This window comes from Xanthomonas sp. XNM01 (assembly GCF_014851915.1).
Classification (GTDB): Bacteria; Pseudomonadota; Gammaproteobacteria; order Xanthomonadales; family Xanthomonadaceae; genus Pseudoxanthomonas.
The window spans coordinates 139,183-152,001 of record NZ_JACVAP010000006.1 but is presented as its reverse complement, the minus strand read 5'-3'; the positions used below and the strand labels follow the sequence as shown (position 1 = coordinate 152,001).

Here is a 12,819-nt window from a genome sequence, read left to right as displayed (position 1 = left end):
GCCAGCGAGCGCCACACCCCCTGATTTCGGGGATGGCGCGCCTACGCAGCGCCAGCGCACGATCCGGCCCTGAAGCGCCGGGCACACGGGTGTCCAGCCGTCTCCGGAGCCGAACATGCGCCAGAACCGCCTGAGCCAGCAGATCCTCGTCCTTCTCCTTGCCGGTGGCGCCTGCAGTGCCGCCTGGGCCGGCGTCGCCTGCCAGATGATGACGCCCGACGGCACCGACATCGGCGCTGGCGGCTCCACCCCCGGCGACGAGGCCGGGGATTTCGTCAACAGCCTCGCCTGCGGCCGCGACGTCAACGCGAACTCTGCCAACGCAGTCGGCATCGGGGTGAACGTGGTCGCCGGCTCCCGCAGCGTAAGCATCGGCACCCACATTCCCCGCAGTGGCAGCAGCTCGGTCACGATCGGTGCCTTCAGCGAGACGGTCCAGCCCTACTCGGTCGCGCTCGGCGCCTTGGCCTCGGCGACGAACTGGGGCACGATGGCCCTCGGCGCACAGTCCAGCGCGACCGGCAGCTTTTCCAGCGCATTCGGATACCTCACCACCGCCTCGGGCGTGAACAGCACCGCCATCGGCGGCTTCTACGGCAGCGAGAGCACCAGCATCGTCGAGCGGCGCCGGACACGCGCCACCGGCGATTACGCTGTCGCGCTCGGCAATGCCGCCGGGGCGCAGGCGACCCGCGCGAGCGCACTGGGCACCGATAGCACGGTCGCCACCGGCGCGGACAATGCCGTCGCCCTCGGTGCGGCATCGTACGCAGGCGAAGCCGACACCGTGTCGCTCGGCCACGCCGCCGATGATCCGGGCCCCGATGGCACCGCCTACGGCAGCGCGCTGCGCCGCCGCGTCGTCCATCTGGCCGACGGCATCGGCGACAACGATGCCGCCAGCATCGGCCAGCTGCGCGCGTTCGCCACCGCCCTGGGCGGCGGCGCCGGCTGGAGCGGCGGCGTGCTCACCGCGCCCGGCTACGCGATCCAGGGCAACAGCTATGCCGACATCGGCGCGGCCTTCGCCGCGGTCGACACACGACTCACCCAGCTCGGCGCGCTGGCGGGTGGCGGAACCGACGCGGTGCAGTACGACGATGCCAGTGGCGCCACGCTGACCCTGAGCGGCAGCGGTGGCACCCGTGTCGGCAACCTCGCCGATGGCCAGGCCGCGGACGACGCGGTCAACAAGGGCCAGATGGACGCCGGCGATGCCGGCACCCTGCAGGCTGCCGGCGACTACACCGATGCGGTCGCGGCCAGCACGCTGCAGTCGGCGAACGACTACACCGATGCCGCCGTCGCGCAGACGCTGGATGCCGCCAACGGTTACACCGACGCGACCGCCGCACGCACCCTGGAATCGGCCAACGCCTACACCGACGCCGCCGCGAGCCAGAACCTTGAGGCCGCCAACGACTACAGCGACGCCGCCGCCGCACAGGCGGTCCAGTCCGCCAACACCTACACCGATGCCAGTGCCGCACGTACGCTGGAATCGGCCAGCGCTATGCCGACAACGGCGATGCGCAGACACTGCAGGCCGCGAACCGCTACACCGACAGCAGCATCCAGTATCTGGACGACCGTTTCACGGCGCTGCGCCACGACACCGAGCATCGCTTCCAGGCACTGGACCGCCGTATCGACAGCATTGCCGCGATGGGCGGCGCGATGTCCGCGGCGGCGATGAACACCGCCGGCCTGTCCGGTGCCAACCGGCTGGGCGTCGGCGTTGCAAGCCAGGGGGGGCAGTCGGCCCTGGCGGTGGGTTACCAGCGCCTGGTGGGTCCGCGCGCCAGCGTCTCGCTGTCGGCCGGTTTCTCGGGCGAGGACCGCAGCATGTCGGCAGGCGCCGGTTTCAGCTGGTAACGGGTTTCAGGGGGCGCTCCTTCTTGCACATGGAGGTGCAGGAAGGAACGTATCGCGGCCATCGCGCGCAACCAGCCGCGATGGCTCCGGCGTACCGCAGCACCCGCCGTCATGTCCACGCGCCAACAAAGGAGCGCTGTCGCATCGGACAGCTGGGTACGGCGCGACGCCGGCATCGCGGATCCATTCGATTCGAACGCACTGGCTGCCGGACGATGCGCGCCACCGGGGCCGGGTCCGCAGTGGATGTCCAGCAGAGGTCCGGTGGGCGCGCGGCCTCGCCTCAGGCCGGCGGTTTCTTCGCGGCGCCACGCTTGGGTTTGTCGCGTACCCACAAGGTCTTGCCGTCCTGCCGGATCTCGAACAGGCCGGTCGCGCGGACCAGGTCGCTGAGCTTGCGATACCCGTAATTGCGCGGGTCCAGCGAGGCCTGGTTGGCGATCTGCTTGCCGACCGCGCCCAGGTGGGCCCAGCCATCGTCCTCGGCCTCCGCGTCGACCGCACCGCGCAGCAGCTGCACCAGGCGGGTATCGCCGCGCAGCGCCTTCTCGTCCTTGCGGGTGGCGGCGGGGCCTTCGGCATCGTCGGCTGGCGCTGCACCCAGCGCCTCCAGGTAGGTGAACTTGGAACAGGCATTGACGAACGGCGCCGGCGTCTTGCGCTCGCCGAAGCCGTAGACGCGCACGCCGTCGGTCAGCAGGCGCATCACCAGCGGCGTGAAATCGGCATCGCTGGAGACGATCGCAAAGGCATCCAGGTTGCGCGCGTACAGCAGGTCCATCGCGTCGATCACCATCGCCATGTCCGAGGCGTTCTTGCCGCTGCTGTAGGCGAACTGCTGGATCGGGCGGATCGCGTACTCGTGCAGCACCGCCTCCCACCCGCGCAGGTGCGGGTTCTTCCAGTTGCCGTAGGCGCGGCGCACGTTGGCCACGCCGTAGCGCGCGACCTCGGTGAGGACCTGGTCGATCTTGGCCGCCGGTGCGTTGTCGGCATCGATCAGCAGGGCGATGCGGGGCTGCTGGGCATCCATCGTTCGATTCCTCCTCGTTGCCGGTACGGCGCAGGCCGGAGCATGGCGGCGACCGGTCATCATCGCTCGGTCTGCAGCCGGGCGACGCCTGCCGTCCCAGCTTACCGCCCGCTGATGGCGATCCTGCTGCCGTCGGCCAGGATCAGCGCGCCGTCGCCGACGCGCTCGCTGTGTTCGTCCACGGTGATGAAGTCGGCCTCGATCCGGCCGCTGCCGCGGCTGCCGACCAGGTCGAAGGCATAGCCGTCGCCGCGCATCGACCAGGACGCCTCGCGGTCGATCCTGGCCTCGCGCAGGTCGCCCAGGTGGCGGCGCACCTGCGGATGGGTGCGCAGCGCGGCGGTCGCCTGCCGGACGAAAGCGCTGTCCTGCGGCGCGAAGTTCTCCGGCATCGCCTCGGCGGCCGATTCCTGCGGGAACGGGGCTTCGCCGTCGAAGCGGATCTCGCGGCCGTCCGACAGGGTCAGCACGCCCGGCCCCAACCGCTCGGTGTCGGCGTCGACGGTGATGAAGTCGGCCACGATCCGGCCGCTGCCGGCGCTGCCGGTCACGTCGAAGCCGAAGGTCTCCATGCCCGGGGCGTCGGCGGTCGCCTGGGGGACATGCACGAAGCGCTCGATCCTGCCCAGGTGTTCGGCGGTCAGGGGATAGCGCTGCACCGCGGCGCGCGCCTGCTGCTCGAACGGGCCCTGCCCTGGATGCTCCGGAACGTCCTCGGCGGCATCCTCGCCCGGCATCGGCGGCTCGCCGTCGAAGCGGATCACGCGGCCGTCGGTCAGGGTCAGCGTGCCGGCGCCCAGGCGCTCGGTGTCGGCATCGATGGTGATGAAATCGGCCGACAGCATGCCGCTGCCCTCGCTGCCGACCACGTTGAAGACGAAGGTCAGCGCGCCACCGGCGGCCATCGTCGCATCGTCGTCGTAGCTGAAGCGCTGGATCCGGCCCAGGTGGCGGGCGGTCTCGGGATAGCGCTGCACCGCAGCGCGCGCCTGCTGGGCGAACAGGCTGTCGTCGGTGATGACCGGGTCGCCCTCCAGACCGGCATCGGCGCCACCGGACGGCAGCGCGAACTGGCGGCCGTCGGCGAGCGTGAGCACGCCATCGGCGAGGATCTCGTTGTTGGGCCCGTCGGAGATGAACTGCCCGCGGACCGTTCCCGAGGCCAGCGTGCCCTCGACCCGGAACACGAATTCGTCCGATCCCTCGGCTTTGCCGGTGGCGATGAAGTCCATCGACATGTCGCGGATGGTGCCCAGGTGCTCTTGGATCACCGGATCGGCCTGCAGGGCCGCGCGGGCCTGGCCGGAGAACATCAGCCAGCCGCCGCCGACCACCGCCGCCACCGCGCCGACCACCAGCAGCACGAACAGCAGCACGCCACCCAGCACCCACCACAGCACGCGCGAGGAGGACGGCCGCGGCGGAGCGGGTGGAGGCGGTGGAAGGACCTGGGCCGGGACGGGGGGCGGGACGGCGTGGGACATGGACGGCGTTGCATCCTGCGGAAAGGTGGGCGCCACGATGCCATATCACGCGGTCAGCACGCGCGCCTGCGGCTGCGCAGGCATCATGTCTGCGACAGAACGCAAGGAATCGAACCCACATGACGCTGCCCCACGTTGTCGTCGTCGGTGGAGGTTTCGCCGGCCTGGCCACGGTCCGCGCGCTGGCGAAGGCGCCGGTGCGGATCACCCTGGTGGACCGGCGCAACCACCACCTGTTCCAGCCGCTGCTGTACCAGGTCGCCACCGCCGGCCTGTCGGCACCGGACATCGCCGCGCCGCTGCGCCACATCCTGCACCGGCAGCGCAACGTGCAGGTCTGGCTGGGCGAGGTCGAACAGGTGCTGCCGGAACAGCGCCGGCTGCAGCTGGCCGGCGGCCGCACGCTGGACTACGACTACCTGATGCTGGCCACAGGCGCGACCCACGCCTATTTCGGCAACGACCACTGGGCCGACCATGCGCCCGGCCTGAAGACGCTGGGCAACGCGCTCAACATCCGCCGCCGGCTGCTGATGGCCTTCGAGCGCGCCGAGATGGAGACCGACCCGGACGCGCGCCAGGCCTGGCTGGATTTCGCCATCGTCGGCGGCGGACCCACCGGCGTGGAACTGGCCGGCACCCTGGCCGAGATCGCGCGGCACACGCTGAAGAACGAGTTCCGCCACATCGACCCGCGGCTGGCGCGCGTGCGCCTGATCGAGGCCGGGCCGCGGGTGCTGCCCTCGTTCCCCGAGGACCTGACCGACAAGGCGCGCCGCCAGCTGGAGAAGCTCGGCGTCGACGTGGTGACCGGCACGCCGGTCGCGCACATCGACGCGGACGGCTACCGCCTGGGCGACACCTTCGTGCCGGCACGGACCGTGCTGTGGGCGGCCGGCGTGGCGGCCTCGCCGCTGGGCGCCAGCCTGGGCGTGCCGCTGGACCGCGCAGGACGCGTGCAGGTCGAATCCGATCTCAGCGTGCCCGGTCACCCAGAGCTGTTCGTCGCCGGCGACCTGGCGGCGCTGCAGCAGGACGGGCGCCCGATCCCCGGCGTGGCGCCGGCGGCCAAGCAGATGGGCGCGCACGTGGCCGACACGATCCGGCGGCGCCTGCGCGGCGACACCAGCGCGCGGCCGTTCCGCTACCGCGACCAGGGCAACCTGGCCACGATCGGGCGCATGGCCGCCATCGTCCACATCGGCAGGCTCAAGCTGTCCGGCGTGGTCGCCTGGTGGATCTGGCTGGCCGCGCATGTGTTCTTCCTGATCGGCTTCCGCAACCGGATCGTGGTGCTGCTGAACTGGGCGATGGCCTACTGGAGCTACCGGCGTGCGGCGCGGATCATCTTCGGCAGCCCGAAGGACGATGCGGCCACACCGGCGGTGAAGAAGCCGGACGCGGCCTGAGCCGTCGGCCGCAACCGGTCGGCTCCGGGCGGATGGAGCACCGGTGCCAGCGCGTCCCGGCGCATTCGCGCTCCGTGTACTTGGCGGCGTCGGAAGCGACCACTGCCGGTGCGTCGCGCCGGCGGCAAGCGGTTCCGCCAGGGCGCCGGCCGTTCCGCGCATGCAGCGCGCGTGGCGACGAATGACGCCGGCAGCCACGCATCACGCCGCCCTGAAACGCTGCGGGCCGTCTTCCGACGGCCCGCATGGATGACACTCAACGCGCGTCGAGACTGATCCTACTTCCATCGGCCAGGATCAGGGTGCCCGCACCCATCCGCTCGGTGTCGGCATCGACGGTGATGAAGTCCGCCTCGAGCCGTGCGGTGCCCTTGCTGCCGACCAGGTCGAACGCGTACTGGTCGCCGGGCATCGCCCACGATGCGGCGCGGTCGATCCGCGCTTCGCGCACCTCGCCCAGATGGCGGCGCACCTGCGGATGCGTGCGCAGCGCCTCGGCGGCCTGGCGGACGAACGCGCTGTCCTGCGGTGCGAAGCTCTCGGGCATCGGCTCGCCCGCGGTTTCCTGCGGGAACGGCGCCTCGCCGTCGAACCGGATCTCGCGGCCACCGGACAGGGTCAGCGTGCCGGCGCCCAGGCGTTCGGTATCGGCATCGACGGTGATGAAGTCGGCGACGAGCCGGCCGCTGGCCTTGCTGCCCACGATGTCGAACACGAAGGTCTCCATCCCGCCGGTGCTCATGCTGGCCGGCGAATCGACGGTGAACGTGGCGATGTCGCCCAGTTCGGCCGCGGTCTGCGGGTAGCGCTGCACCGCCTCGCGCGCCTGCAGCACGAACGGACTGTCGTCGGGGATCTCGAAGGCTTCCTCGACCTCCGGCGCGGACTGCTCGCCCGGCATCGGCGGCTCGCCCTCGAAGTGGATCACGCGGCCATTGGACAGGGTCAGCGTGCCGGCGCCCAGCCGCTCGGTATCGCCATCGACGGTGATGAAATCGGCCGCCACGCGACCACGGCCCTTGCTGCCGACCACGTCGAACACGAAGGTCAGCATGCCCGGCGCATCCATCGTCGCCGCCGTGTCGTGACGGAAGCTCTCGATCCGTCCCAAGTGCCGGGCCGTCAGCGGATAGCGCTGCACCGCCTCGCGCGCCTGGCGCAGGAACGGGCCTTCCCGCTCGGCGTCGCGGGCCAGTTCCTCGGCCGACGGCGCCTCACCGTCGAACCGGATCACCCGGCCACCGGCCAGGGTCAGCGTGCCGGCCCCCAGGCGCTCGGTATCGGCGTCGACGGTGATGAAGTCGGCCGACAGACGGCCGCTGCCCTTGCTGCCGACCACGTCGAACACGAAGGTCAGCATGCCCACAGCCGCCTCGGTCGCGGCGGCGTTGTGGCGGAAGCTCTCGATCTGGCCCAAGTGCCGTGCCGTCGGCGCGTAGCGCTGCACCGCCTCGCGCGCCTGCTGCGCGAACGGGGTGGCATCCATGTCGACCGCATCGGCCGCGCGCGAGGCGTCCTCGCCGGGCATCGGCGCCTCACCCTCGAACGTGATCACCCGGCCATCGGACAGGGTCAGCGTGCCCGGGCCCAGGCGTTCGGTATCGGCATCGACGGTGATGAAATCCGCCGCGATCCGGCCGCTGCCCTTGCTGCCGGTGACGTCGAACACGAAGGACTCGCTGCCACCGGCCAGCATGCTGGCGCCGGTGGCGAGTTCGAAGCGCTCGATCCGGCCGAGGTGGCGTTCGGTCTCCGGGTAGCGCTGCACCGCGTCGCGCGCCTGGGTGGTGAACAGGTCCATTCCCAGCCCCAGCAGCGAGGACATCATCCCGAGCGCACCGGCCTCTTCGGCCGTGCCGCTGATCGGGTGCTCGCTGCCGTCGGCCATCCGCAGCGTGCCGGCACCCACCGCTTCACGGCGCTCGTCCACGGTCAGGAAGCGCGCGGTCACGCGCCCGGCGCCCCGGTTTCCCTGCAGGTCGATGACCAGCACGTCCTCGCCCGGCTCGGCCAGGCTGGCCGCATCGTCGAGCCGGAGCTCGCGGATCGCGCCGATCCGCTCGGCGATGACCGGATCGCCCTGTAGCGCGGCACGCGCCTGCGCCAGGTACTCCTCGCGGTCGATCCCGAACACGATGCGCTCGCCGGTCTGCTCGTGCTTGGCGCCGCTGTCGCGTGCCTCGGTCGTGGTGGTGACGCTGGCGGTGGCCAGTCCGATCGCCAGCGCGGCGATCCAGTTCATGCTTCGATGCATCGTGTACTCCAGAGTGCCCCCCTGTTCAGGGCCGGCGCATGGTCCGCCAACACGTGCATCCGCGCAATCGCCGGAAAGCACGAAGGCCCCGAACGGGGCCTTCGAGACGATCGGCGGTGGAACCGGATCAGGCGGCGAACAGCGCCTTCATCTTCTTCAGCGCATTGGCCTCGATCTGGCGGATGCGCTCGGCCGACACGCCGTACTCGTCGGCCAGTTCCTGCAGCGTCACCTTGCTGTCGTGGTCCAGCCAGCGGCGGGCGATGATGTCGCGCGACCGCGCATCCAGCGCGGCCAGACCGGCACGCAGCACCTGCAGCTGGTTGTCCTCGCTGTCGGCGCGCTCGTAGGCCATCGACGGATCTTCGTCGTTGGCGACCAGGTAGGCGGCCGGCGCCGGCGGCGCGTGGTCGTCGTCCTCGTCGGACGAGGCATCGAAGCCGATGTCGCGTCCGGACAGGCGCGCTTCCATCTCCAGCACCTCGCGCTCGGACACGTTGAGGTCCTTGGCCACCGCGCTGACCTCGGCCGCGTTCATCCAGCCCAGGCGGGTCTTGGACTTGCGCAGGTTGAAGAACAGCTTGCGCTGCGCCTTGGTCGTGGCGACCTTCACGATGCGCCAGTTCTTCAGGATGAACTCGTGCATCTCGGCACGGATCCAGTGCACCGCGAAGGACACCAGGCGCACGCCCATGTCCGGGTCGAAACGCTTGACCGCCTTCATCAGGCCGATGTTGCCTTCCTGGATCAGGTCGCCCAGCTGCAGGCCGTAACCGTTGTAGCCGCGGGCCACGTGCACGACGAAGCGCAGGTGCGAGTGCACCAGCTCACGCGCGGCGTCCAGGTCCTCGTGGTCCCGGAAGCGGCGTGCCAGTTCCTGCTCGTCCTCGACGCTGAGCACCTGGATCTGGTGCACGGCGCCGATATAGGCCTCAAGCGACCCCAGCGGGCTGGGGACCGGCAGGTTGTTGGCGACAAGGGCGGTAGAAGCGGTCTGGTTCATGGCGGTCATCTTAGCAGTCCGGCTTTTGGACTGGCGGGGTCCGGAAAAGTTCCAGTGTTCCAGTGACAGGACGATTGCACTGTCCCCGGCACGCGGCAGACCGGCCATGATCCGCGGCTCGGCGTGAACGCAATGCCGCCGACGTCCCCTCCTTCCGGATCAACGACTTGCGTCCGGCAGCGGGAGTTCCGTGGCGGACGTGAGCCAGGGACCGGCGGGCCGGACCTCGTCCGCCGGCTGAACGAGCGGTCGTCCGTCCGGGTATCCGCCTCAGTAGTAGCCGGCCAGGTTGAGGAAGACGCCGTGGTGCTCGTAGCGCAGCTGGGTCAGGTTGTCGCTGAAGTCGGTGAAGTTGTAGCCGGCGCCGATCTTGAAGTTCTCGCCGATGCGGCGGTCCACGCCCAGCAGCCAGCCCTGGCGGTCGCCACCATCGCGCACCTTCAGCCAGCGGTACTCGCCCAGCGCCTCCCACTGCCAGCCCAGCCGGTAGCGCAACTGGACGGCGGCGAAGTCGGCGCGGCTGTCCAGCCAGGCGCCTTCGCCGCGGCCGGTGCGGTAATCGCCCCAGCGCGAGGCCAGCTTGCCCGCCAGCTCCCAGTTCACGCCCAGCTGGCGGATGCCCTCCAGCGACAGCACCCGCGAGCGCTGGTCGTAGACGTTGCCGCCGACCTGGCCTGCCGAGGCGACGTCGTGCAGGTAGGTGACCTTGCCGAACGCGGCCCAGCGGGTGTCGTCGTGCGGACGCCACGCGAACCCGAGGTTGGACTCGATCAGCTTCGCGTCGGCCAGCGGGCTGCGCCGGTCGTCGGTATCGGCATAGTTGGCGCGCAGCGCGATCCGCCAGTCCTCGTTGACCCGGTACAGCAGGCGGTTGGTGCTGACCCACTGCTCGCGGTCCTCGGCACCACGGTCGCGCCGGTACTCCAGCTTGCTGTTCCACTGCGCCACCGCATCGGTGCGCCCGCCGCTGACGCTGTAGGCGCGCCGGTCGACCGGGCCGGTGCTGGCGTCCAGGTCGCCATCCATCACGGTGAAGCCCAGGTTCCATCCCTGCGCCGGGTAGAAATCCATGCCGAAGGTGTGGACCAGGCCGGCGCCGGCGTCGCGGGTGTTCTTCAGATACTGGCTCTCGTTGTAGACGTTGACCCGGTTGCTCAGGCGCCAGCGCTGGCCGAGCGTCCAGCCCGACTGCAGCCCGGTGTCGAACAAGGGGTCGGTGCTGCTGCGGTCGGTGCTGTAGCTGTAGCTGCCGTAGACGGTGTGGTCCGGCGCCATCCGGTACTCGCCCTCGAGCCGCGCGCCCTCGCCGCGGCTGCCGGTGCTGACCTCGGCCCCGACGCTGGAGCGGTCGCCGAACAGGTAGCGGGCGCCCACGGTCAGCAGGTCGTTGTCCGGATAGGCGCCGCGGTCGTCGTCCAGCGTCACCTGGCCGGTGCCGTGCAGCTCCCAGTGGTCGCCGAGCCGATGCCGGTAGCTGAGCGCGGCCAGCAGGGCCTCGACCGTCTGCGTGGCCTGTTCCTCGCGTACCCGGCGCAGTTCCGCCCCCCACTGCGCGTTCTCGCCGATGCGCCAGTCGCCGGTCAGCTGGCTCTGCTCGAGCGCCAGGTCGCCCTGCTCGGTACGGCTGTGACGTCCATACAGGCTCAGGGTGTCGGTGAAGTAGCCCAGGAACTCGGCGCCGTACTCCTCGACCGCCCGCCCCAGGTCCTGGCGCGCGACCGAGAAGCCGGCATCGACGTCGCGCCACCACGCGCCCACGCTCCAGTCCTGCGCGGTCCAGCCCAGTTCGCGCAGGTTCGCCCGTGCCTCCACCGCGGACGCGGTGCCGGAACGCCGGGCCGTGTCCGGGTTGCGCTGGACGAAGCTGAGGCCGCCGTTGTCGGAGAAGAAGATCGGGGCGGCAGTGGCCTCGGTCCGGGTCTGCTCCAGCCGGACCCAGGTGCCGCGCCCGGCCTGCAGGGTGAGGTCGGCGCCCTTGAGGCTGTAGTTCTCGCCGCTGCGGTTCTCCTCCACCCAGGTGCCGCCGACCGCGACGTGGTCGCCCAGCCATTGCCTGCCGCGCACACCGGCGGTCACGTCGTCGGCACCGAAGCCCGACGGCACGTACTCGTAATCGACGAGCAGCAGCTGGTCGTAACCATCGAGCGGGCGGTCGCGGGTCAGGCTGCGCACGTTCTCGCGGGTGATCTGCGCCAGCGGGCGGGTCAGGATCAGCCGGCCCTGCATGTCGTCGATCTCGTAATCGACGCCCTCGCTCAGGGTCACACGCGTTTCGGCGCGGCCGGTGGTGCGGTCGCGCACCTCCAGCACGACCTGCTCCGAACCCGGCAGCAGATCGGTATGGCGCAGGTAGTACAGGCTGCCGCCGGTACCGAGGAACTCGCTGTGGCCCGGGGCCGACTGCGCCTCGGAGCCGAACGCCTTCAGCTGCGAGCGCGCCTCGCCCAGCGGCGTGGTCGCCATCGAACGCCAGCTCAGCGCGCCGCCGTACAGCGAGCGCGCGTACTGGCCGTACTCGGTGCCGGTGATGCCGGTGGCGAAGTTGCCCCACAACGCCTGGCTGCGATCCCAGTCCACCCGCAGGTACAGACGGCCCTGGGTATCCACGTCGCGCCAGGTGACCGCGTCGTCGCCGTACACCGGGTAGTACAGGTCGGGATCGAGGCGACGGAAGATGTCGCGCGCGTCGGCCTCGGTGAAATCACGGAACAGGTGCCGCAGTTCGCGGTCCTGGGTGTCGGCCTGCGCGGTGACCAGATACTTTCCGCGCATCTTGCCCTTCATGTAGAACGCCAGCCGGCCCTCGCCCAGGAAGCCGTCGTCGTCGCCGCCATCGGCGGCCAGCGGCTGCAGGTTGCCGCTGGCGCTGTTTCTGGACAGGGTGAGATCGGCGATGCCGACCAGGAACATGTAGCGCCCGGTGACCTCCACATCCAGCTGGCGCTGCTCCGCAGGCGCGTCGCGCGACTCGACCCGCACGTCGTAGCGGTGGCGTCCGACCGGCTCGATGAACTCGGCCGCGAACTTCTGCTCCAGGTCCACCGGGAAGTTCTGCCCGTTGATCGTGACCCGGCTGTCGGGCTCCAGGTTGCGTCCATGCAGGCGCACCCGCGAGCCGTGGATCGGGATGTTCTGCAGGCGCAGCATGCTCTGCCCGTAGATACCGGAACTGACCTGCAGCGCCTGCGCGTCCTCGCCGCCGAGTGCCTGCCCCAGCGTGCGCTGCACGCTGTCGCGCGTGAACTGCAGGCCGCGCTCGAAATCGGCAGGGGTCACCAGCTGGATACGCTGGACCTGGGTCTCGTCGAAGGCGCCGCCCGCGCCATAGGCGCGCGCGACGTAGAGCAGCTCGTCGCCGACCCGCGCGCTGACGCCGACGGGCAGTTGCCCGTCCCACTCACCTTCGGCCACGTAATCGGCCGGCAGCGCGATCCGGGCCAGCGGACTGACCAGGTCGATGTCGCTGCCGCGGTACAGCGTGACCTCGATGCGCTCGATGAAGGACGCGTAGTTGTTGTAGCTGTGGAAGCGCAGCGGCCGCAGCAGGCGACCATCCTCGAACGCCACGGTCGAGCCGGACTGCACGCTCAGGCTGGGCGGCACCATGCTCGGGTCTTCGGTCGCCCAGACCACGCCACCGCCGGGCAGCTCGGCCATGAATCCACCTGCCGCTCCGCCGGGGTCCGGCGTGGCCGGGGCTGTGCCGGCCGCCGGCGTTCCGTGGAGGGTGAGCAGCGTGCCGTCCTGGCTGTCACAACGCT

Annotated in this window: 8 protein-coding genes; 3 read left to right on the top strand and 5 right to left on the bottom strand. The window is 70.6% G+C overall.

Annotation, left to right across the window (positions count from 1 at the left end):
- Window positions 1-115 precede the first annotated feature (115 nt).
- Together IB242_RS18395 and IB242_RS18390 are read left to right on the top strand one after the other, a co-directional pair.
- Window positions 116-1,696, top strand: a complete 1,581-nt coding sequence (locus tag IB242_RS18395; protein WP_192282947.1) for a hypothetical protein — start codon at window positions 116-118, stop codon at window positions 1,694-1,696.
- Window positions 1,693-1,875 (top strand): YadA-like family protein, encoded by a 183-nt coding sequence (locus IB242_RS18390; protein ID WP_192282945.1) that lies wholly within the window; start codon window positions 1,693-1,695, stop codon window positions 1,873-1,875. The genes IB242_RS18395 and IB242_RS18390 overlap by 4 nt, the downstream gene beginning before the upstream one ends.
- Window positions 1,876-2,158: 283 nt before the next feature.
- Here IB242_RS18390 and IB242_RS18385 read toward each other — a convergent pair whose 3' ends face one another.
- Entirely contained in the window at window positions 2,159-2,908 is a 750-nt protein-coding gene (locus IB242_RS18385; protein ID WP_192282943.1) for an NYN domain-containing protein, read from the bottom strand.
- 101 nt (window positions 2,909-3,009) lie between these two features.
- The gene (locus IB242_RS18380) at window positions 3,010-4,392 is read right to left on the bottom strand and encodes a hypothetical protein (RefSeq protein ID WP_192282941.1); all 1,383 of its coding nucleotides are present in this window, start codon (window positions 4,390-4,392) and stop codon (window positions 3,010-3,012) included.
- A 119-nt stretch (window positions 4,393-4,511) separates the two neighbouring features.
- Here IB242_RS18380 and IB242_RS18375 point away from each other — a divergent pair, with 119 nt between their 5' ends.
- Entirely contained in the window at window positions 4,512-5,801 is a 1,290-nt protein-coding gene (locus tag IB242_RS18375) for an NAD(P)/FAD-dependent oxidoreductase (protein WP_192282939.1), read from the top strand.
- Window positions 5,802-6,057: 256 nt separating this feature from the next.
- Here IB242_RS18375 and IB242_RS18370 read toward each other — a convergent pair whose 3' ends face one another.
- From IB242_RS18370 to IB242_RS18360, 3 genes are all read right to left on the bottom strand, one after another.
- Entirely contained in the window at window positions 6,058-8,043 is a 1,986-nt protein-coding gene (locus IB242_RS18370) for a hypothetical protein (protein ID WP_192282937.1), read from the bottom strand.
- 139 nt (window positions 8,044-8,182) lie between these two features.
- On the bottom strand, window positions 8,183-9,058 hold the full coding sequence (gene rpoH / locus IB242_RS18365) for an RNA polymerase sigma factor RpoH (protein ID WP_192282935.1): 876 nt from the start codon (window positions 9,056-9,058) through the stop codon (window positions 8,183-8,185).
- Between the two features lie 270 nt (window positions 9,059-9,328).
- Window positions 9,329-12,715 (bottom strand): hypothetical protein, encoded by a 3,387-nt coding sequence (locus tag IB242_RS18360; RefSeq protein WP_192282933.1) that lies wholly within the window; start codon window positions 12,713-12,715, stop codon window positions 9,329-9,331.
- Window positions 12,716-12,819 lie beyond the last annotated feature (104 nt).

What these genes read in the sequence shown, in the direction of transcription:
- IB242_RS18395 (WP_192282947.1), top strand. Translation starts at nt 116, where the DNA reads ATGCGCCAGAACCGCCTGAGCCAGCAGATCCTCGTCCTTCTCCTTGCC.
- IB242_RS18390 (WP_192282945.1), top strand. Translation starts at nt 1,693, where the DNA reads ATGAACACCGCCGGCCTGTCCGGTGCCAACCGGCTGGGCGTCGGCGTT.
- IB242_RS18385 (WP_192282943.1), bottom strand. Translation starts at nt 2,908, where the DNA reads ATGGATGCCCAGCAGCCCCGCATCGCCCTGCTGATCGATGCCGACAAC.
- IB242_RS18380 (WP_192282941.1), bottom strand. Translation starts at nt 4,392, where the DNA reads ATGTCCCACGCCGTCCCGCCCCCCGTCCCGGCCCAGGTCCTTCCACCG.
- IB242_RS18375 (WP_192282939.1), top strand. Translation starts at nt 4,512, where the DNA reads ATGACGCTGCCCCACGTTGTCGTCGTCGGTGGAGGTTTCGCCGGCCTG.
- IB242_RS18370 (WP_192282937.1), bottom strand. Translation starts at nt 8,043, where the DNA reads ATGAACTGGATCGCCGCGCTGGCGATCGGACTGGCCACCGCCAGCGTC.
- rpoH (WP_192282935.1), bottom strand. Translation starts at nt 9,058, where the DNA reads ATGAACCAGACCGCTTCTACCGCCCTTGTCGCCAACAACCTGCCGGTC.
- IB242_RS18360 (WP_192282933.1), bottom strand. Translation starts at nt 12,715, where the DNA reads ATGGCCGAGCTGCCCGGCGGTGGCGTGGTCTGGGCGACCGAAGACCCG.